We start from the raw sequence: 18,577 nt of genomic DNA on the forward strand, positions 1-18,577 counted from the left end.
ATGGTAGCCCGCGTCCCTTTGGTGTCGATCTTTCGACCAGCGGGCGTAGCCGATCAGGATCATCGTCATGCCGGGACGTGTATGTTTGGCCGCCACCATCGGAAGAAATGCCGGACGGGTCTTACGGGACGCCCCCTTCCCCCAGCTGCCCCCGAAGTGTGAGTCCCGCGTGTGCGTGGAGCAATCGCTTACCGAACACCCGGGAACGGCCGGTCTGGGTGGTTATCGGCCTGTCAGCTTTGGGGGGCGCGAATTGAGAAAGCGGACGCTTGCTTCGAAGTCACCGCGAGTTGGCTCGCAGCGAGCCGCAAGCCTCCGCTCTTTTCATGACGCGGCCAGCAAGGCCTCCGGCGTCCCGCGGCGGAAGACCGCTCCGGGATGGCTTGCCTTCAGGAGTGGACCGCTGCCAGGGAAAAGCTTCTCGCGCAGTGTGCCCTCCGAATACTGAGTCTTGAAGGCGCCACGCGTCTGGAGTTCCGGCACGACGAGGTCGACGAAAGCTTCCAGGGTTTCCGGCGCTACCGCGCGGGTCAGGTTGAAGCCGTCGGCGTCAGTGGCCTCGGCCCAGGCGACGAGTTCGTCGGCGACTTCCGAGGGCGCGCCGACGATGAAGGGCGCCCGGGCCCCGCGCGGGCCGAACGCGGCGAAGTCCGCCCGGGTGAAGGGCCGCTCCCCGGCCTGCGTCAGGGTCTCCACCAGGGACTGCATGGCGTTCGTCTGGACATAGGCGAGGCCCTCTTCGGGCCCAAGGGTCGAGAGGTCGATGCCGGTCCAGCCCGAGACCAGGGCGAGCTGGCCCTCGACGTCGATGTAGCGCGCATACTCGTCGCGTAAGGACAGGGCCTCGGCGCGGGTCGGCGCCACGATCACCGTGGCGCCGAGGAACATGCGGATGTCGTAAGGGTCACGCCCGGCGGCGCGGGCCGCCTCGCGCAGGTCGCGCACGGCCTTGGCGGCGAGCGGCTTCGTCTGGCCGTTGAAGAACACGGCCTCGGCGTGGCGCCCCGCGAAGAGCTTGCCCCGCCGGGAGGTGCCCGCCTGGTAGAGCACCGGCGTGCGCTGGGGCGAGGGCTCGGCGAGGTGGCGGCCGTCGACGCGGTAGTAAGGACCGTCGTGCCGGATGCGGTGGACCCGTTCCGGATCGGTGAAGACGCCGCCGGCCCGGTCGCGCCGCACGGCGCCCGCCTCCCAGCTGCCCTCCCACAGCTTGTAGGCGGCCTCCAGAAAGTCGTCCCCCGCCTCGTAGCGGGTGTCGTGCGCCCGGGCCGTGTCCTGGCCCATGCCGCGGGCGCCGCTCTCGAGATAGCCGGTGACGATGTTCCAGCCGACCCGGCCGCCGGTGAGGTGGTCGAGGGTCGTGATCCGGCGGACGAAGGGATAGGGGTGCTCGTAGGTCAGGTTGGCGGTGACGCCGAAACCAAGATGGCGCGTCGCCTGCGCCATGGCGGGCACCAGCAGGAACGGATCGAGATTGGGCGCCTGCGCGGCCCGCGCCAGGGCCGTGTCGGCGCTGCCGCCGTAGACGTCGTATTGCCCGAGCACGTCGGCGAGGAAAATTCCGTCGAAGAGGCCGCGCTCGGCGGTGCGCGCCAGATCGACCCAATAGTCGAGGCTGTTATAGGCGCTGCCGGTGTCGCGCGGATGCCGCCACAGGCCGGCCCAGGTATGGCCCGGCGAGGCCATCTGGAAGGCGTTCAGCCGCAATTCTCGGCGCGTCGTCATCGGAGGATCCGTCCGCAGGGTGGGAAGGTCAGGGTATTGGTCCCGTCCATCCGGTCAACAAGAACGTTCTTTTTCTCAAGGCCTTTGCAGGAGCAGGATCGTTCATTCATAGATGATCGAAGAGATATGCGTCCCAAACTGGTATGATATCACGGTATTATCGGCATGAAGACTTGAGTTTTAAGCGATAATCCCGGATTCCAACGGCTGCCGCCGCGTCTGGTCCGTTGGTTCGGACGCGGCTCAGGACGGGATTGCAGGATCATGTCGCAAACGGATGCGGGCTGGGGTGCCGGCCCGAGCGCTCGCTACGAGGACCTCGCCGCACGCTTCCGACCGGCCTTCGCCGAGATCCGTGCGACCGCCGTGGCCCGGGACGGCGAACGCCGGTTGCCGCATGCCGAGATCGGCTGGCTCAAGGAGGCGGGCTTCACCACCCTTCGGCTACCGGAAGCGGCGGGCGGGCACGGGGCGAGCCTGCCCGAACTGTTCAACCTACTGATCGAGCTCTCGCAGGGGGATTCCAACGTCACCAACGCGTTGCGTGCGCATTTCGGGTTCACCGAGGACGTGCTGTGCTCGACCTCGCCCGAATGGCGGGCGCGCTGGACCGCGCGGATCGCCGCGGGCCAGACCATCGGCAGCGGCGTCTCGGAGACCGGGGAGGCCAAGGTCGGCCAGTTCGACACCATCCTCCGCCGGCGCGGGGCCGAGCGGGTCGTCGACGGCCGGAAGTTCTATACGACCGGCTCGCTCTTCGCAGACTGGATCCACCTCTCGGCCCAGGACGAGGACGGCGCGCCCGTGGTCGCGGCGGTCTCGACCCAGGCCCCGGGCGTTTCCATCGAGGACGACTGGGACGGGTTCGGGCAGGCGCTGACGGCGAGCGGCACCGCGCATTTCACCGGGGTGGTGGTCGAGGCCGATTGGATCAAGCCGGACCCGGCGCGCTTCCCCTACGCCATGGCGTTCTTCCAGCTCGTGCACCTCGCGACTCTTGCCGGCATCGGCCGGGCGGCGGCCGAGGACGTCGCCCGGCTGGTGGCCGAGCGACGGCGTGTCTACAGCCACGGCAATGCCGGGCGCACCGGCGACGACCCGCAGATCCAGGCGGTCGTCGGCCGCGTCCGGGGCAACGCCTACGCGGCCGGCGCCATCGTGCTGAAGGCGGCCGAGGCGGTGCAGCGGGTGTTCGAGGCCCGCCGCGACGGGGCCGATCCGACGGGCCCGGCCGCGCTCGCCGACGTCGAGGTCAACCAGGCGGTCACGGTAGTGACGAACCTCGTGCTGGAGGCCACCACCGGCCTGTTCGACGCGCTCGGCGCCTCGGCGGTGAAGGAGGGCCTGGGCCTCGACCGCTACTGGCGCAACGCCCGCACCATCGCCTCGCACAATCCGCGGATCTACCGTGACCGCATCGTCGGGGCCTTCGCGGTCAACGGCACCGCGCCGCCGCGCGAGTACCGCGTCGGTTCGGCCTGAGGTCAGCCCGCGATGCCGGCCCGCTCCGACCGCATGCGCCTCGGCGCCTTCCTGTATCCCGGCGGGCACCACGTCGCGGCCTGGCGGCACCCGTCCGCCCAGGCCGATGCCGGGGTCAACGCCGCGCATTACCGGCGGATCGCCAGGACGGCGGAGGCGGCGAAGTTCGACCTGATCTTCCTCGCCGACGGCGTCGCCGTCCGGGGCGAGGACATCGACGCCCTCAGCCGGACGGCGATCCGCTACGTCGGGCAGTTCGAGCCCCTGACCCTACTCTCCCACCTCGCGGCGGTGACCGAGCGGATCGGCCTCGTGGCCACGGCCTCCACCACCTACAATGAGCCGTTCCACGTCGCCCGCAAGTTCGCCTCCCTCGACCACCTCAGCGAGGGCCGGGCCGGCTGGAACCTCGTGACCTCGGCCGATCCGCGGGAAGCCTGGAACTTCAGCCGCGAGAGCCACCTCGCCCATGGCCACCGCTACGCCCGGGCGGAGGAATTCGTCGACGTGGTCCGCGGCCTGTGGGATTCCTACGCGGACGACGCCTTCGTGCGCGACCGGGACTCGGGTCGGTTCTTCGACCCGGACCGACTGCACCTCCTGGCCCACGAGGGCGCGCACTTCTCGGTGCGCGGGCCCCTCAACGTGCCACGCCCTCCGCAGGGCCACCCGGTCGTGGTGCAGGCCGGCTCCTCCGAGGCCGGCAAGGCACTGGCCGCCCGCACCGCCGAGATCGTCTTCACCGCGCAAGAGACCCTGGCAGACGCGACCGCCTTCTACGCCGACGTGAAGGGCCGCATGGCCGGCTTCGCGCGCGACCCCAACCATCTCAAGATCATGCCCGGCGCCTTCCCGGTCGTCGGGCGCACGGAGGGCGAGGCCCAGGACCGCTACGGGGCATTGCAGGACCTGATCCACCCCGTGGTCGGCCGCTCGCTGCTCGAACAGCTCGCCGGCGCCGACCTGTCGGCCTATCCGGACGACGCCCTGGTGCCCGACCTGCCCGAGACCGAGGGCGGCAAGAGCCGGCAGGCCCTGATGCTGACGCTGGCGCGGCGCGAGGGGCTGACCATCCGCGAGCTCTACCTGCGCATCGCCGGCGCTCGCGGGCACTGGACCCTGGTCGGCACCCCGGGCCAGATCGCCGACGCGCTGCAGGAGCGTTTCGAGGCTCACGGCGCGGACGGCTTCAACATCATGCCGCCGACCCTACCCGGCGGCCTTGACGATTTCGCCACCCTGGTGATCCCCGAGCTCCAGCGCCGCGGCCTGTTCCGCACGGACTACGAGGGCCGCACCCTGCGCGAAAACCTCGGATTGCCGCGCCCGCCCCATCGCCACCCCGCCGCCGCGATCCGGGTGCCGGCCGCCCCGTGATTCCGTCCTCCTCCCCGCACCAGGACCCTGAGCCCATGACGATCCGCCAGCGGCGCCGCCACGCCTCGCACACCCGCCGCACCCTCCTCGCCCTCGCCTGCGCGGCCCTCCTGCCACTGGGCGCGGCCCGCCGAAGCGAGGCCGCCGAGGTGACGGAGGTTCGCCTCGACTGGGCGACCTACAACCCGGTCAGCCTCGTCCTGAAGGACAAGGGCTTCCTCGAATCCGCCCTGAAGGCGCGCGGCATCGCCGTGCGCTGGACGCAGTCGCTCGGCTCGAACAAGGCGCTCGAATTCCTGAACGGCGGGGCCATCGACTTCGGCTCCTCGGCCGGGGCGGCCGCCCTGCTGGCGCGCATCAACGGCAACCCGGTCAAGGCGATCTACGCCTACTCGCAGCCCGAATGGACCGCCCTGGTAACCACGAAGGACAGCGGCATCCGGACGCCCGCGGACCTCAAGGGCAAGCGGATCGCGGTGACGCGGGGCACCGATCCGCACATCTTCCTCATCCGCGCCCTGCAGGGCGCCGGGCTCACCGAGAAGGACGCCAAGCTCGTCCTGCTCCAGCACGCCGACGGCCGCACCGCCCTGGAGCGCGGCGACGTCGACGCCTGGGCCGGCCTCGACCCGATGATGGCGGCCTCGGAGATCGAGGGCAGCACCCGTCTGTTCTTCCGGGACCCGGCCGCCAACACCTGGGGCGTCCTCGACGTGCGCGAGGATTTCGCCAAGGCCCATCCGGACCTCGTGAAGATCGTCATCGCTGCCTACGAGCAGGCGCGCACCTACGCGATCGCCAACCCGGAGGCCGTGACGCGCGCCCTGGTGGCCGCGACCAAGCTGCCCGAGGCCGTGATCGCCCGCCAGCTCGCCCGCACCGACCTGAGCCGGCCCGAGATCGGCCGGGTCCAGGCCGAGAGCATCCGGGCGGCGGGCCTCGCATTGCAGCAGGCCGGCGTGATCCCGGCGGAGACCAACGTGGCCGCCGCCGTCGATGGGCTCATCGATCCCCGCTTCACCGCCGGATCCGAGCGGTGAGCGCGGGAACCGCGTCCCCGCTCCTCGCGTCCGGCGCGGATGGCGACGGCGCCGCTCCGGCACCGGCCGGGCTGCACCCGTCCTGGCGACGGGATGCCGGGCGCACGGGCGGGCGCCTCGTCCTCGGAATCCTGATCCCCCTGGTCCTCGCCATCGGCTGGGAGCTCGCCATCCGGTCCGGCCTTACCCAGGGGCGGCTGCTGCCGCCGCCGAGCCGGGTCCTCGGGACGCTGCTGGCGCTGGCCCAATCCGGCGATCTCCGCCTGCACGTCCAGGCGACGCTCCTGCGCGTCGCCCTCGGCTTCGTGGCCGGCGCCGGGGCGGGCATCCTCGTGGGCGCCCTCACCGGCACGCTCCCGCTCGCCCGGCACCTTCTCGACCCCAGCCTGCAGGCCCTGCGGGCGGTACCTTCGCTCGCCTGGGTGCCGCTCTTCATCCTCTGGCTCGGCATCCTCGAGACGCCGAAAGTGGTGCTGATCGCCGTCGGGGTGTTCTTCCCGGTCTATGTCGGGGTCTCCGGCGCGATCGCGTCGGTGGATCGCAAGCTCGTGGAGGTCGGGCGCATCTTTCGCCTGTCGCGCCTCGCGCTCGCCCGCCGCATCCTCCTGCCCGCGGTGCTGCCCGGCACTTTGGTGGCGCTCCGCACCGGCCTCGGGCTCGGCTTCCTGTTCGTGGTCGCGGCCGAGCTGATGGGTGCTTCGGAGGGGCTCGGCTACCTCCTGGTGGACGGCCAGCAATTCGGGAAGCCGGACCAGATCCTGGCGGCCATCCTGGCCTTCGCGGGTCTGGGCAAGCTCGCCGACGGCCTCCTCGTCCTGGCGACCCGCCCGCTGCTGCGCTGGCAGGATGTCAGCCGCGGCGTCCTTTAGATTGTTCTTCCGGACCGACCACATGCTGACGATCCAGGACCTTTCGAAGACCTACGCGGACGGGACGCAGGCGCTCTTAGGTCTGACCCTCTCCCTCGCGCCCGGCGAGATCGTCGCCGTGGTCGGCGGCTCGGGCTGCGGCAAGACCACCCTCCTGCGCCTCGTGGCGGGCCTCGACGCGGCGACGGCGGGCCTGATCCGGCTCGACGGCGCCACCCTCGACGGCCCGCATCCCGGACTCGGCCTGGTCTTCCAGGAGCCGCGCCTGCTGCCCTGGCTCAGCATCGCCGAGAATGTCGGCTTCGGCCTCGCGGACCGGCCGGCGGCCGAGCGCCGGACCCGCGTCGCCCGGGCCCTGGCCCGCGTCGGCCTCGCCGACCATGCGGGGCGCTGGCCGCGCGCGCTTTCCGGCGGCCAGCAGCAGCGCGTGTCCATCGCCCGGGCCTTCGTGGCCGACCCCCGGGTTCTCCTGCTGGACGAGCCCTTCTCGGCCCTCGACGCTGTCACGCGCGAGGACCTGCACCGCCACCTGCTGGCCCTCTGGGCCGAGACCCGCCCGACCATCCTCCTGGTCACCCACGACGTCGCCGAGGCAGCCGCCCTGGCGGACCGTGTCGTGGTCATGCGTCCCCATCCCGGCCGCATCCACGAGACGATCACGATCGATGCGCCCCGCTCCGAAGATGCGGCGGACCATCTCCGGACCTCACAGGTCCTGCGGACCCTGCTGGACGCGTCCCTCGCCCCACCCCCGCGCCGGGCGCCCCTCGCCGTCTGACGGGCCTGCGCCCAGCCGCCATCGGCGCGTCCAGGCTGGGGCACCCTACCAGCTCGTGAGCACCGCTCCGCCGAAGGTCGTCTCCACGAAGGCCTTGGTCTCCGGCGTGCGGTAGCTCTCCACCAGGGCCTTGACCCAGGGTTTGTCCTTGTCCGCCTCGCGCACCGCCAGCATGTTCACGTAGGGGCCCTTCGGCTCCTCCTTCAGGAGCGCGTCGGAGGGCTTGAGGCCGGCGGGCGTCGCGTAGTTGGTGTTGACCGCCGCGGCGTCCACGTCATCGAGGGCGCGGGGCGTCTGGGCCGCATCCACCTCGATGAAGCGGAGCTTGCGCGGATTCTCGACGATGTCGGCCACCGTCGGCTTGAAGCCGGTGCCGGGGGCCAGCTTGATCACGCCCTTGTCCTGCAGGAGGAGCAGCGAGCGCCCGCCATTGGTCGGGTCGTTCTGGATCGCCACGGTGCCGCCGCTCGGCACCGCGTCGAAGCTCTTGTGGCGCTTCGAATAGATGCCGAGGGGGAAGTTCACCGTCAGGCCGACGCCGGTGATCCGGTAGCCCCGGTCGGCCTTCTGGTTGTCGAGGAAGGGCTGGTTCTGGAACGAGTTCGCCTCGATCTCGCCGGCCGAGAGGGCCTCGTTCGGCACGACGTAGTCGGAGAACTCGATGATCTGGAGGTCGAGCCCCCGCTTCGCCGCGATCGGCTTCACCGCCTCGAGGATCTGCGCGTGCGGCCCCGGCGTCGCCCCGATGCGGATCCGCGTCAGGGGCTCGGCCCGGGCCGGCCCCGGAAGGAGCAGGGCAGAGGCGGCGAGGAGGGCGGCGAGGGTCAGGGCGCGCGGCATGGCGGATCGTCCGGTTCGGGAACGGGAGGGTGGGACAGAAGAGCGGCGCGTCAGGCCGACCGGATGCGCCGGTTCAGACGCCGGGCCAGGCCCTCGCCGACGGTCTGCACCGCCTGGACGAGGACCACGAGGACGACGACCACGGCCAGCATCATCTCGGGCCGGAAGCGCTGGTAGCCGTAGCGGATGCCGAGGTCGCCGAGCCCTCCGCCGCCGACGGCGCCCACCATGGCGGAGAACCCGAGGAGGGAGACCACCGCCAGGGTCAGGCCCGATACGATGCCGGGCAGCGCCTCGGGGATTAGCACCTTGGCGATGATCTGCCCCGGGCTCGCCCCGAAGGCCCGGGCCGCCTCCACGAGGCCTGGATCGACCTCCCGGATCGCCGCCTCGATCAGGCGCGCCAGGAAGGGCGTCGCCGCCACCGTGAGCGGGACCGTCGCGGCGAGGGTCCCGATGGAGGTGCCGGCGATGAGCCGGGTGAAGGGAATGATCGCCACCACCAGGATGATGAAGGGCGTCGAGCGGGTCGCGTTGACGACGAAGCCCAGCACCGCGTTCGCGATCGGCGCGGTGAAGAGTTCGCCCCGCCGGCTCGTCGCTAGGAAGATCCCCAGCGGCAGGCCGAACAGGGTTCCGAGGGAGGCGGAGAGCGCCACCATCGTGAGGGTGTCGCCGGTGGCCTGGACGAGGAGGCGGATCAGTTCAGGCGACACGGGACGCCTCCTGGGCCGGCGGCAGGTATCCCAGGACCTGACTGTCGATGCTGTGCTGCGCGAGGTAGGCCCGCGCCCGTGCCGCCACGTCGGGCGCCGGCGGCAGCCCGATCGCCAGGGAGCCGTACGGACGCCCGCCGATCTCGTCCACGGTGCCGGCCAGGATCGCGGCTTCGATGCCGGTGTCGCGGGCGAGCTTCGCCAGGATCGCGGTGCCGTCCGGGGCGTCCTCGAAGGCGATGCGCAGCACGACCGTCGCGCCCGGGCGTGGGCCGGCTCCGATCCGCGCCGCCAGGACCGGGGGCAGCCCGTGGCCCATCTCCCCGGCGAGGAGGGAGCGGGTGATCTCGGCCCGCGGTCGGGTGAAGACGTCGAAGGCCGAGCCCTCCTCGACGATCGCGCCGTTCTCGATCACCGCGACACGGTCGGCCACGGCGCGGATCACCGACATCTCGTGGGTGATGAGCACGATGGTGAGGCCGAGCTCCCGGTTGATGCGCGCGAGGAGCGCCAGGATCGCGCGGGTGGTCTCGGGATCCAGGGCCGAGGTCGCCTCGTCGGAGAGCAGCACCTCCGGCCGGGTCGCCAGGGCCCGGGCGATGCCGACGCGCTGCTTCTGCCCGCCCGACAGCTCGGCGGGATATCGCCCCGCCTGATCCGCGAGCCCCACGAGATCGAGCAACTCGGCGACCCGCGCCCGGATCGCCGCCGGCGCCCAGCCGGCGATCTCCAGGGGCAGCGCGACGTTGCCGGCGGCGTCCCGCGACGAGAGCAGGTTGAAGTGCTGGAAGATCATCCCGACCCGGGCCCGCAGGGCGCGCAAATCCCGCGGGCGCAGGGCCGACACCTCGGCATCCCCGACCCAGACGCGGCCCGCACTCGGCCGCTCGAGGCCGTTGATCAGGCGGATCAGAGTCGACTTGCCGGCGCCCGAGCGCCCGATGATGCCCAGGATCAACCCGGCCGGAACCGCGAGGTCGATGCCCTCCAGGGCAGCGACCGCCGTCCCGTTGCGCCGGGGCGCGTAGGTCTTCGAGACGGATTCGAAGCGGATCACCGCTTCGGCGGGGTGGCTGGTCGACGGCATGGACGGGGATGATCCTCGGCCCGGTCGCGCGCTTGCCGATCTCAGGATGCGGAACACGAGAGCAGGTCTCTTGAAGCAGAGGGCGCTGCTCTACTTATCTACGCCTGATGTACCCCCAGTCAATGAAAGCATAGACCAAACTGCGGCGTCGACGAGGATGAAGGTCGTTGTGACGGCCGGGCGCGCGAGAAGGTTCTCCCTCGATGCTGTAGATGGGCCCGCCGAGCGTGCGACACCCGCGCTTTCATCCTCTCGAGGCTTGCTCTCCGGACTTAGGCGCGATCTTTCGTGAGGTCATTCTGGCTATTTCGCCAGATACGAAAACAATCGTCCTAAAAGCCATCGAAATTTGAAAATCCCTTTCCTTGCGAAATCTTGGGAGTTTTTCGTACATCATCGGCACGGGATCGTGATCGTGCGGCGACGACGTCGGCGATGTGCGATCCGGGCCGTGCAGACCGTCGGGTGCACGGCGGGCGACACTTCTCCGGAGACGATCCATGACCGACGACACGCCGCGCGGGGCTGCCCCCTCGCGCCGGACGATCCTGCGCGCCGGCCTCGCGACCGCCGCGCTAGCGCCTCTCGGGATGCCGGCGGTCCGGGCCGCCGAGCGGACGGTCCGCCTGAGCTACCAGCGCTCCTCGACCCTGCTTACCATCCTGAAGGCCAAAGGCACCCTGGACGAACGCCTGAAGCCCCTGGGCTTCGCACCCTCCTGGCACCTCTTCACCAGCGTGATCGAGCCCATGAACGCCGGGGCCGTCGACCTCCACGCGGACGTCGCGGACGCGGTGCCGATCTTCACCCAGGCGGCCAATGCGCCGCTCACCTTCTATGCCCGCGAGGTCGGTTCCCCCGCGGCCGAGGCCATCATTGTTCCCGAGGAGTCGCCGATCCGCTCCATCGCCGACCTGAAGGGGCGCACGGTCGGCGTCTCGCGTGGGTCGGGCTGCCACTTCATCCTGGCAGCCGCCCTCAAGCGGGCGGGCCTCGCCTTCACCGACATCAAGCCGGCCTATCTCCAGGCGCCGGAGGGGCTGGCGGCCTTCGGACAGGGCAGCCTCGACGCCTGGGTGATCTGGGACCCGTTCCTCGCCATCGCTCAGGCCAAGCGGCCGGTGCGGGTGTTGGCCGACGCCACTGGCCTATCGAGCTATCACCGCTACTACCTCGCCAACGACCGCTTCGTGGCCGAGAACCCGCAAGTGGTCGGGATCGTCTACGACGCGCTCCGGCAGGCGGGCCGCTGGGTCAAGGCCGAGCCGGATGCGGCGGTAGCGCTGCTCGCGCCGATCTGGGGCGACCTCTCCCCCGAGGTGGTCGCCACGGTGAACCGGCGCCGGACCTACGCAGTCACGCCGGTGGTGCGGTCCGAACTCGGCGAGCAGCAGGCCATCGCCGACACCTTCCGCGAGGCCAGGCTGATTCCGCGCGACCTCGACGCGACCGCGGTGAATACCTGGCAGCCGCCGGCGGAGCGGGGCTGAGCGCATGACCCATCCGCTCCGCTTCGGAATCTGGGCGGCCGTCCACGGCTCCCGCGCCTCCCACCACGATCCGGACGAGCCGGACGACGCCAGCTGGGACCGCAACCGCGCCCTGGTGCTGGAGGCTGAAGCCCTCGGCTTCGACGCCGTTCTCGTCGCCCAGCACACCGCCAATCCCTACGACGACGGGCGCGACCAGCTCGAAGCCTGGACTGCCTCGGCCGCCCTGGCGGCCCTGACCCGGCGCATCGAGATCATCGCGGCGATCAAGCCCGGGCTCTACCACCCCGTGGTGCTGGCCAAGATGGCCCTGCAGATCGAGCACATCGCGCAGGGGCGGTTCGCCCTGAACCTCGTGAATGCCTGGAACCGGGCCGAGTTCGAGCGGGCGGGACTACCCTTTCCTGCCCACGACGCGCGCTACGCCTACGGCTCCGAGTGGATCGGCCTCGTCGACCGGCTGATGCGGGGCGAGCGCGTCACCCATGCGGGCCCGCACTTCCAGGTGTCGGACTATCAGCTTCGCCCGGCCGGCAGCTTCCGGCCGCGCCCGACGATCTATCTCGGTGGCGAATCCGAACCGGCCCGGGCGCTGGCGGCAAGCCAAGCCGACGTTTGGTTCATCAACGGCCAGCCCCTCGCGGAGGTCGCGGCGCTGATCGCCGACGTGGCCCGTCGGCCCGCTGCCAACGGCCCCTTGCGCTATGGGCTCTCAGCCTTCGTCATCGCCCGCGAGACCGATGCGGAGGCTCAGGCTGAGCACGCGCGCCTGCTGGCCCTGGCCGATCGCGACGCGGCTTTGCGGGCGGACACCCGGGCGCGCACGGACACGGCGAGCGTGATGTTCGCCAAGACCGACGCGGCGGCCTCCCGCCATGTCGGGACCAATGGCGGCACCGCCGCCGGCCTCGTCGGCAGCTACGACACCGTCGCTTCCCGCATCCGCGCCTTCCATGCCGCCGGAATCGAGCTGTTCATGCTGCAATTCCAACCGTTCGAGACCGAGATGCGGCGCTTCGCCGTAGAGGTCCTGCCCCGGGTGCGCTGAGGCTTAGGCGCGGGCGACGAAGCGCTGGTGGGCCGTCATGCCCACGAGCATGGCGGCGACAAAGACCGCTACGGGCAGAGCCCCCGTCGACAGGGCCGCCACGGCGGGGCCGGGACAGAGGCCCGATAGGCCCCAGCCGATCCCGAACAGGGCCGCGCCGCCGATCAGCGACGAGTCGATCCGATGGTTCGTCGGCAGGTCGAAGGCGATAGCCAGTGCCGGGCGCGGCAGGCGCCGGGCCAGGGCGTATCCGAGGCCGGCGACGCTCACCGAGCCGCCGAGCACGAAGGCCAGGGTCGGGTCCCAGGCCTGACGCCCGTCGAAGGCGCCAGTCACGTCGAGGAAGCCCTGGACCCGGGCCGGGTCGAGCATGCCAGAGAGCGACAGGCCGAGCCCGAAGATAAGACCGGCGGCGAGGGCCGCGAGCAAGTGGAGCGCCGCGCTCACGCCAGCGCCCGCAACAGGGCGACGGTGAGCATGCCGGTCCCCAGGAAGGTCAGGACCGCCGCCAGCGAGCGGGCTGAAAGCCGGGCGAGGCCGGCGACGCCGTGGCCGCTGGTGCAGCCCGAGCCGAGACGGGTGCCGAACCCGACGAGGAGGCCGGCGACGGCGAGCACCGGCAGGGAAGCGACGAAGCGCATCGCCGGCCACGCCCCGGTGGCGAGGGCGAAGACCGGCGGACCGGCGATCAGGCCGGCGACGAAGGCGGCATCGACCCACCGACGCAGGCCCCGATCCCGGCCGAGGCCGGCCACGAGGCCGCTGATTCCGGCGATGCGCCCGTTCAGGAGCATCAGGAGCGCCACCGACAGGCCGATCAGCGCGCCGCCGGCGAACCCGGACGCATAGGTATTCATGTGTATCGGCTCTCTTCCGCAACCGCGTGTCGCCTCAAGCTCGAAAGGGCCCTATCCTAGCGGGCCATGCCCCAGCGCCGCACGGTGATCCGCTCGAAGACCGCGAACACCAGGTTCTCGACCACGAGGCCGATGACGATGACCATGACGAGACCGGCAAAGACCCGGTCGGTGTAGAGTTCGTTGCGGTTCTGGAAGATGTACCAGCCGAGGCCACCCCGCCCCGAGGAAGCCCCGAACACCAGCTCGGCCGCGATCAAGGTGCGCCAGGCGAAGGCCCAGCCGATCTTCAGGCCCGACAGGATCGCCGGCAGGGCGGCCGGGATCAGGATCTGCAGGACGTAGGACGGCCCGCGCAGGCCGTAGTTGCGCCCCGCCATCCGCAGGGTCTCGGGCACGCCCTGGAAGCCCGCATAGGTGTTGAGCGCCATCGGCCACAGCACCGAGTGGATCAGCACGAAGATCAGGCTCCCTGAGCCGAGGCCGAACCAGAGCAGGGCGAGCGGCAGCAGGGCGATGGCTGGCAGCGGGTTAAACATCGCCGTCAGGGTCGAAAGCAGGTCGCGGCCGAACTGCGTCGAGACCGCGAGCGTCGTCAGCCCGAAGGCCAGCACGATGCCGGCGAGGTAGCCCTGCACCAGCACGGTGAGCGAGATCCGCACCCGGTCGATGAGCTCGCCGTTGGCGAGGCCGTCGAAGAGGGCCGACATCGTGGCGAGAAATCCGGGCAGCAGCAGGTCGTTGTCCTGCCAGCGCGCCAGCCCCTCCCAGACCAGCGCCAGGGCGGCGATGATCAGGCCCTTGCGCAGCCAGTCCCGCTGCCACAGCCGCGCCCCGAGCGGCAGCGTGCGTTCCACCGGTGCCTCCACGAAGGGCGCGAGCACCCGGTCGTATTCCGGGCGGACCGGCGGCACCAGATCGCACGAGACGCCGTTCCGCGTGAAGAGATCGGGGCGGGTCGCGGACGCGCTCATCGGTTCGCCTCCGCCGGCGCGCCGGTCTCAAACAGGCGCGCGTGCAACCGCTGCACCGCTCCCTGGAAGGCCTCGCTGCCGATGCTGGAAAGATCGAAGGCGTGGCTGTTGAACTCGGCCCGCACCCGGCCGGGATGGGGCGAAAGCAGGGCCACCCGGTTGCCGACCACGAGCGCCTCCTCGATCGAATGCGTGACGAAGAGCAGCGTGAACCGGGCCTCGTCCCAGAGGGCGAGGAGCTCTTCCTGCATTCGCCGCCGGGTCAGGGCGTCGAGCGCTGCGAAGGGCTCGTCCATCATCAGCACCCGGGGCTGCATCGCCAGGGCGCGGGCAATGGCGACCCGCTGCTTCATGCCGCCCGAGAGCTGGTGCGGGTAGCTGTCGGCGAAGGGCGTGAGTCCGACCTTGTCGATGTAGTGGCGCGCGCGCTCCTGCGCCTCCCGCCGGCTGAGCGCCTTGGCGGCGCGCAGCGGGAAGGCGACGTTCTGCACCACCGTCTTCCAGGGCGGCAGTTGGTCGAATTCCTGGAACACCACGATGCGGTCGGGCCCGGGCGCGCGCACCGGAGCGCCTGCTAGGGTGATCGCGCCCTCCACTGGCGTGATGAAGCCGGCCGCCGCTTTCAACAGGGTGGACTTGCCGCAGCCCGAGGGCCCGAGCAGGACGAAGCGGTCGCCCGCATGGATGTCGAGGTCGATCCGGTGCGTGGCCCGCACCACCCGCTGCGGCGTGCAGTATTCCAGGGTAACGCCCCCGATCTGCAGCAGGGGCGACGGGTCGGGCGCGGGGGGCGGCGGCGGCTCCGGTGACGGCCGGGCGGGGGCGGCCTCGCGTCGAGCGCCGCCGCGCGGGCGCGGCTCGGCCAGTTCGAGGACGGAGAGGTCGGACAGAGTGGCGGCGCAGATCATCGCGGGCCGCTCAGCTGCCGGTGTCGATGCGCGGATCGGCGAAGAAGTAATCGCCAATGGCCTGGGGCGCGGACTTGATCGCCCCGACCCGATGCATGAACTGGCCCAGCCCAAGGGTGTTCTCCGGCGTCACCTTGAAGGTCACGGCCGGGTTGGTGATGATGGTCTTCAGCAGCGCCGGATCGAGCTTGCTGCTGGTCGTCCGGACATAGATTTCGGCCGCCTTGCCGGGGTTCTCGGTGATGAACTTCGCTGCCTCGTCGAGCGCGTCCAGGAAGGCCTTGTAGGTCTTCGGGCTGGACTTGTAGAACGCCTCCGTCCCGTAGAGCACCGTCGAGGAGGACGGGCCGCCCTGGACGTCGTACGAATTCAAGACGATGCGGGCCTTGGGGTTCTCGGCCAGTTCCTGGTCCTGGAAGGGCGGATTGCCGAAATGCGCGGAGATCTCGGTGCCGCCTTTGATGATCGCGGCGGCCGCCTCCGGGTGCGGGACCGCGACGCTGATCCGGTCGAGCTTGGCGAAGTCCTTGTCGCCCCAGAGCTTGGCCGAGGCCCACTGCAGGATGCGCGACTGCACCGAGACGCCCACCGCAGGCACTGCGATTCGGTCCTTCTCACCGAAGTCGGCGATGCTCCTCACCTCGGGATTGTTGGTGACGAGGTAGTAGGGAAAGTTGCCGAGCGAGGCGATGCCCTTGACGTTCTGCCGGCCCCGGGTGCGGTCCCAGAGCGTGAACAGTGGCCCGACGCCGGCCCCCGCGACCTCGATGTTGCCCGACAGCAGCGCGTCGTTGACCGCCGCACCACCCGAGAGCTGGACGTAGTCGACCTTGATGTCGAGGCCAGCCGCGTTGCCGTGCTTCTCGATGAGCCTCTGGTCCTCGACCACGTTGAGGAGCAGGTAGACGACGCCGAACTGCTTGGCGATCCGTAGCTGTCCCTCGGCCGCCGCCGCGCCGCCAGCGAGCGACGCGCACAGGGCCAGCCCGCCGAGCAAGGCACCCGCCAGGCGCCGCGGGAGAATGAAGTGTTGCCTGGTCGTCATTGTGTCCGCCGCCGACATGTCTGGAGAAGTTGTCTTGTCTAAAGGCAATCCAGGTGATCCGGGTCGATAAAGAGCCGTGGATCGATGGCGCAGATGGTATCTTGTGTCGGGGTTAGGTCAATAAAAGCGCCATCTTTATTCCGATCGCCCTGGAGAATGCTTGTGTCTCATGCGCGGTCTTCCGGAGAGCATTTCTCCCGACGGGCAATTTAGCGCCGGAAACCCGTTTTGGTGCGGGGAAGTACCGCTTCCTTTCGCCGGACCTCTCTGCAGGCGTTGCGCTCTCCGCGGGGACCGGAGTCAGAATGAACGTCCTGGCCGGAATTTCTCCCTGAAACCGGCGCATCCGGAGGCTATTTCTATTGCCGTGCGCTGAATATGGAAAGATTTTTGCGTTGATAACCTCGGCCGAATACATTTGAATTTCGCTCTCGGAGGCGCTGTCGCCTCTGCCCTCACGCACTTCGTGTCATGCGGCTCCGCCTCGCGATCGTTCCCCACCCCTGTTCGACTACATCCGCTGCGCCAGCCAGTTCGACGCGCCGCAATCCATCGGTGCGGACGAGACCTACCCCCTAAGCGCCTAAGTCCCTCACCCCGAAGGACTTCTGCCGCAGGACTCCGGCACGATCCCGGCGGTGGCGATGCCGAACCGGCAGGGCTTCACCGGGGATGCACGCCCCGACATCCCGGTGACAGTTCGCTGAGCTGGTAAGGTCGGCCGCGCAGGAGAAGCCTGCTGTCAGGACCCATCCGGAAGGAAGGCTGTGCCCGCAGGCCACCGATCTTTGGAAACCGCTCTCATTGACCCTGGAGGCCCCGGATCGGCACACTTCCCCGAGGCGCGGCGCTCCCGTCCGTGCCCCGCAAAGGTCCGTCCGTGGACCCCGGACCGCGCCACCGGCACCCCCTCGCCACCCTTCTCGAGCGACGACTTTCAGACCGGAGAAAACGATGGTTCTCGGAGATCAGGTTGTATTTGCCCGGCTCGACGTGGCCGATGCCCTCGGGATCTGGCGCCACGCCACCGGGCGAATCGTCGACGTCCTGCCGGCCCGGGACGGGGCGCAGGTCGTGGACGTGCAATTCGACGGACATGGCCTCCTCGTGGGCTACATCGCCGCTCTCTTCCAGCGCGTCGGGTGAGGCCGATGCCGCCGCGCACCGCCCGGACCTCGCGATCCGCATGAGCCGATACACATGACCGCCGGCAGTCAGGCCTCGCGCAGTCCCAGCAACCTCCTGCGCCCGCCCCTGCGCAGCGTGAGCCAGACCACGGCCGGCTCCGACGTCTGGCGGGCGATGCGTGCCGAGGCGGAGGCGGCCCTGATCGAGGAGCCGCTCTATGCCGGCATCATCCAGGCGACGGTGCTCGACCAGCCCAGTCTGATCCACGCCTTCGCCTACAGGCTCGCCCATCGCCTCGGCGACGGCGACCTCGCGCGGCTCTCCACCCGCGATCTCTGCCTCTCGGCCTTCGAGGCCGACCCGCATGCGGGCGAGCACGCCGTGCGCGACCTCGTGGCCATCCGCGAGCGTGACCCGACCTGCCGGCGCTACCTCGACCCCTTCCTCTTCTACAAGGGGCTTGCTGCCCTGGAGGGCTACCGGGTGGCGCACTGGCTCTGGCACCAGGGCCGGGCCACCCTGGCGCTGCACATCCAGAGCCGGATCTCCGAGGTGTTCGGCGCCGATATCCACCCGGCAGCGCGGATCGGCTCGGGCGTCTTCATCGACCACGCCACCGGCGTCGTCATCGGAGAGACCACGGTGATCGCCGACGACGTCTCGATCCTGCAATCGGTGACGCTCGGGGGCAACGGCAAGGAGAGCGGCGACCGCCACCCGAAGATCGAGCGCGGCGTGCTCCTCAGCGTCGGCGCCAAGGTGCTCGGCAACATCCGGGTCGGCGAAGGCGCGAAGGTGGCCGCCGCGGCCGTCGTCCTGCACGACGTGCCGGCCCACACCACCGTGGCGGGCGTGCCGGCCCGCGTCGTGTCGCGCATCAGTTCGGCCGAGGACCCCGCTCAGACCATGGACCAGTTCTTCGGCGACGGGATCTGACAGGTGCGGGGGCCGGACGTCCCCCGGGGCAGCGACTGACCCGTCCATCGATCTCCGGCCGGTCCCCATACCCGGCCGCACAAGCGGGTCTCCCTTGCCGGGCGGACCGGATTTCAGGCCAAGTCGCTCCGACCGTTTCCCGCCCCCCTTATCTCGGACAACAATTTCCTCCAATCTCGCAGTAATATAATCTAAATTTTTGCCATCATTGATTTATAGACTGATTGAGTCTCATAAATATTCAAATATAGAATATCTTTCCGTTGACGTTCGCGCAAAG

18 protein-coding genes are annotated in these 18,577 nt (G+C 70.1%); 9 read left to right on the forward strand and 9 right to left on the reverse strand.

What is annotated here, in order from left to right:
* Positions 1–324: 324 nt before the first annotated feature.
* Positions 325–1,722, reverse strand: coding sequence for an LLM class flavin-dependent oxidoreductase (locus tag ASG63_RS05810; protein ID WP_056213007.1), 1,398 nt, complete (start codon positions 1,720–1,722; stop codon positions 325–327).
* A 264-nt stretch (positions 1,723–1,986) separates the two neighbouring features.
* On the opposite strand from ASG63_RS05810, the gene ASG63_RS05815 reads away from it, so the two are divergent.
* The 5 genes from ASG63_RS05815 to ASG63_RS05835 all read left to right on the forward strand — a co-directional run bounded on the left by ASG63_RS05815 (position 1,987) and on the right by ASG63_RS05835 (position 7,268).
* Positions 1,987–3,204: an acyl-CoA dehydrogenase family protein gene (locus ASG63_RS05815; protein WP_056213009.1), complete on the forward strand. Its 1,218-nt coding sequence runs from the start codon at positions 1,987–1,989 to the stop codon at positions 3,202–3,204.
* A 12-nt stretch (positions 3,205–3,216) separates the two neighbouring features.
* Complete coding sequence (locus tag ASG63_RS05820; protein ID WP_056213011.1) at positions 3,217–4,581, forward strand: LLM class flavin-dependent oxidoreductase; 1,365 nt, start codon at positions 3,217–3,219, stop codon at positions 4,579–4,581.
* A 35-nt stretch (positions 4,582–4,616) separates the two neighbouring features.
* Positions 4,617–5,621 (forward strand): aliphatic sulfonate ABC transporter substrate-binding protein, encoded by a 1,005-nt coding sequence (locus ASG63_RS05825; RefSeq protein ID WP_082513854.1) that lies wholly within the window; start codon positions 4,617–4,619, stop codon positions 5,619–5,621.
* A gap of 71 nt (positions 5,622–5,692) precedes the next feature.
* Complete coding sequence (locus ASG63_RS05830; protein ID WP_056213104.1) at positions 5,693–6,490, forward strand: ABC transporter permease; 798 nt, start codon at positions 5,693–5,695, stop codon at positions 6,488–6,490.
* Between the two features lie 22 nt (positions 6,491–6,512).
* Positions 6,513–7,268: an ABC transporter ATP-binding protein gene (locus ASG63_RS05835; RefSeq protein WP_056213106.1), complete on the forward strand. Its 756-nt coding sequence runs from the start codon at positions 6,513–6,515 to the stop codon at positions 7,266–7,268.
* Positions 7,269–7,313: 45 nt separating this feature from the next.
* Here ASG63_RS05835 and ASG63_RS05840 read toward each other — a convergent pair whose 3' ends face one another.
* From ASG63_RS05840 to ASG63_RS05850, 3 genes are read right to left on the reverse strand one after another with little or no spacing between them, the layout of a single operon-like run.
* On the reverse strand, positions 7,314–8,108 hold the full coding sequence (locus tag ASG63_RS05840; protein WP_056213013.1) for a MetQ/NlpA family ABC transporter substrate-binding protein: 795 nt from the start codon (positions 8,106–8,108) through the stop codon (positions 7,314–7,316).
* Between the two features lie 50 nt (positions 8,109–8,158).
* Positions 8,159–8,824: a methionine ABC transporter permease gene (locus ASG63_RS05845; protein ID WP_056213015.1), complete on the reverse strand. Its 666-nt coding sequence runs from the start codon at positions 8,822–8,824 to the stop codon at positions 8,159–8,161.
* On the reverse strand, positions 8,814–9,911 hold the full coding sequence (locus ASG63_RS05850) for a methionine ABC transporter ATP-binding protein (protein WP_056213017.1): 1,098 nt from the start codon (positions 9,909–9,911) through the stop codon (positions 8,814–8,816). Before ASG63_RS05850 ends, ASG63_RS05845 begins: the two co-directional genes overlap by 11 nt.
* A 500-nt stretch (positions 9,912–10,411) precedes the next feature.
* Here ASG63_RS05850 and ASG63_RS05855 point away from each other — a divergent pair, with 500 nt between their 5' ends.
* Positions 10,412–11,401 (forward strand): ABC transporter substrate-binding protein, encoded by a 990-nt coding sequence (locus tag ASG63_RS05855; RefSeq protein WP_082559193.1) that lies wholly within the window; start codon positions 10,412–10,414, stop codon positions 11,399–11,401.
* Between the two features lie 4 nt (positions 11,402–11,405).
* On the forward strand, positions 11,406–12,449 hold the full coding sequence (locus ASG63_RS05860) for an LLM class flavin-dependent oxidoreductase (protein WP_056213019.1): 1,044 nt from the start codon (positions 11,406–11,408) through the stop codon (positions 12,447–12,449).
* Between the two features lie 3 nt (positions 12,450–12,452).
* Here ASG63_RS05860 and ASG63_RS05865 read toward each other — a convergent pair whose 3' ends face one another.
* From ASG63_RS05865 to ASG63_RS05885, 5 genes are read right to left on the reverse strand one after another with little or no spacing between them, the layout of a single operon-like run.
* Positions 12,453–12,896 carry a DUF6691 family protein gene (locus tag ASG63_RS05865; RefSeq protein ID WP_056213022.1) on the reverse strand — a complete coding sequence of 148 codons (444 nt, stop codon included), beginning with the start codon at positions 12,894–12,896 and terminating at the stop codon, positions 12,453–12,455.
* Positions 12,893–13,306, reverse strand: coding sequence for a YeeE/YedE family protein (locus ASG63_RS05870; RefSeq protein ID WP_056213024.1), 414 nt, complete (start codon positions 13,304–13,306; stop codon positions 12,893–12,895). The genes ASG63_RS05865 and ASG63_RS05870 overlap by 4 nt, the downstream gene beginning before the upstream one ends.
* Positions 13,307–13,362: 56 nt before the next feature.
* Positions 13,363–14,280 (reverse strand): ABC transporter permease, encoded by a 918-nt coding sequence (locus tag ASG63_RS05875; protein WP_056213027.1) that lies wholly within the window; start codon positions 14,278–14,280, stop codon positions 13,363–13,365.
* Complete coding sequence (locus ASG63_RS05880) at positions 14,277–15,188, reverse strand: ABC transporter ATP-binding protein (protein ID WP_056213029.1); 912 nt, start codon at positions 15,186–15,188, stop codon at positions 14,277–14,279. Before ASG63_RS05880 ends, ASG63_RS05875 begins: the two co-directional genes overlap by 4 nt.
* A gap of 10 nt (positions 15,189–15,198) precedes the next feature.
* Positions 15,199–16,233, reverse strand: a complete 1,035-nt coding sequence (locus ASG63_RS05885; protein WP_056213032.1) for an ABC transporter substrate-binding protein — start codon at positions 16,231–16,233, stop codon at positions 15,199–15,201.
* A gap of 954 nt (positions 16,234–17,187) precedes the next feature.
* On the opposite strand from ASG63_RS05885, the gene ASG63_RS05890 reads away from it, so the two are divergent.
* Together ASG63_RS05890 and cysE are read left to right on the forward strand one after the other, a co-directional pair.
* Complete coding sequence (locus ASG63_RS05890; protein ID WP_056213034.1) at positions 17,188–17,379, forward strand: hypothetical protein; 192 nt, start codon at positions 17,188–17,190, stop codon at positions 17,377–17,379.
* Positions 17,380–17,433: 54 nt separating this feature from the next.
* Positions 17,434–18,297 carry a serine O-acetyltransferase gene (gene cysE, locus ASG63_RS05895; RefSeq protein WP_056213036.1) on the forward strand — a complete coding sequence of 288 codons (864 nt, stop codon included), beginning with the start codon at positions 17,434–17,436 and terminating at the stop codon, positions 18,295–18,297.
* Positions 18,298–18,577 lie beyond the last annotated feature (280 nt).

Source organism: Methylobacterium sp. Leaf94 (assembly GCF_001426045.1).
GTDB lineage: Bacteria > Pseudomonadota > Alphaproteobacteria > Rhizobiales > Beijerinckiaceae > Methylobacterium.

Bases quoted from the DNA above. Each gene is read 5' to 3' on its own strand.
- ASG63_RS05825 (WP_082513854.1), top strand. From the start codon at position 4,617: ATGACGATCCGCCAGCGGCGCCGCCACGCCTCGCACACCCGCCGCACC.
- ASG63_RS05835 (WP_056213106.1), top strand. From the start codon at position 6,513: ATGCTGACGATCCAGGACCTTTCGAAGACCTACGCGGACGGGACGCAG.
- ASG63_RS05820 (WP_056213011.1), top strand. From the start codon at position 3,217: ATGCCGGCCCGCTCCGACCGCATGCGCCTCGGCGCCTTCCTGTATCCC.
- ASG63_RS05815 (WP_056213009.1), top strand. From the start codon at position 1,987: ATGTCGCAAACGGATGCGGGCTGGGGTGCCGGCCCGAGCGCTCGCTAC.
- ASG63_RS05885 (WP_056213032.1), bottom strand. From the start codon at position 16,233: ATGACGACCAGGCAACACTTCATTCTCCCGCGGCGCCTGGCGGGTGCC.
- ASG63_RS05890 (WP_056213034.1), top strand. From the start codon at position 17,188: ATGGTTCTCGGAGATCAGGTTGTATTTGCCCGGCTCGACGTGGCCGAT.
- ASG63_RS05875 (WP_056213027.1), bottom strand. From the start codon at position 14,280: ATGAGCGCGTCCGCGACCCGCCCCGATCTCTTCACGCGGAACGGCGTC.
- ASG63_RS05880 (WP_056213029.1), bottom strand. From the start codon at position 15,188: ATGATCTGCGCCGCCACTCTGTCCGACCTCTCCGTCCTCGAACTGGCC.
- ASG63_RS05860 (WP_056213019.1), top strand. From the start codon at position 11,406: ATGACCCATCCGCTCCGCTTCGGAATCTGGGCGGCCGTCCACGGCTCC.
- ASG63_RS05850 (WP_056213017.1), bottom strand. From the start codon at position 9,911: ATGCCGTCGACCAGCCACCCCGCCGAAGCGGTGATCCGCTTCGAATCC.
- ASG63_RS05870 (WP_056213024.1), bottom strand. From the start codon at position 13,306: ATGAATACCTATGCGTCCGGGTTCGCCGGCGGCGCGCTGATCGGCCTG.
- ASG63_RS05855 (WP_082559193.1), top strand. From the start codon at position 10,412: ATGACCGACGACACGCCGCGCGGGGCTGCCCCCTCGCGCCGGACGATC.
- cysE (WP_056213036.1), top strand. From the start codon at position 17,434: ATGACCGCCGGCAGTCAGGCCTCGCGCAGTCCCAGCAACCTCCTGCGC.
- ASG63_RS05840 (WP_056213013.1), bottom strand. From the start codon at position 8,108: ATGCCGCGCGCCCTGACCCTCGCCGCCCTCCTCGCCGCCTCTGCCCTG.
- ASG63_RS05810 (WP_056213007.1), bottom strand. From the start codon at position 1,722: ATGACGACGCGCCGAGAATTGCGGCTGAACGCCTTCCAGATGGCCTCG.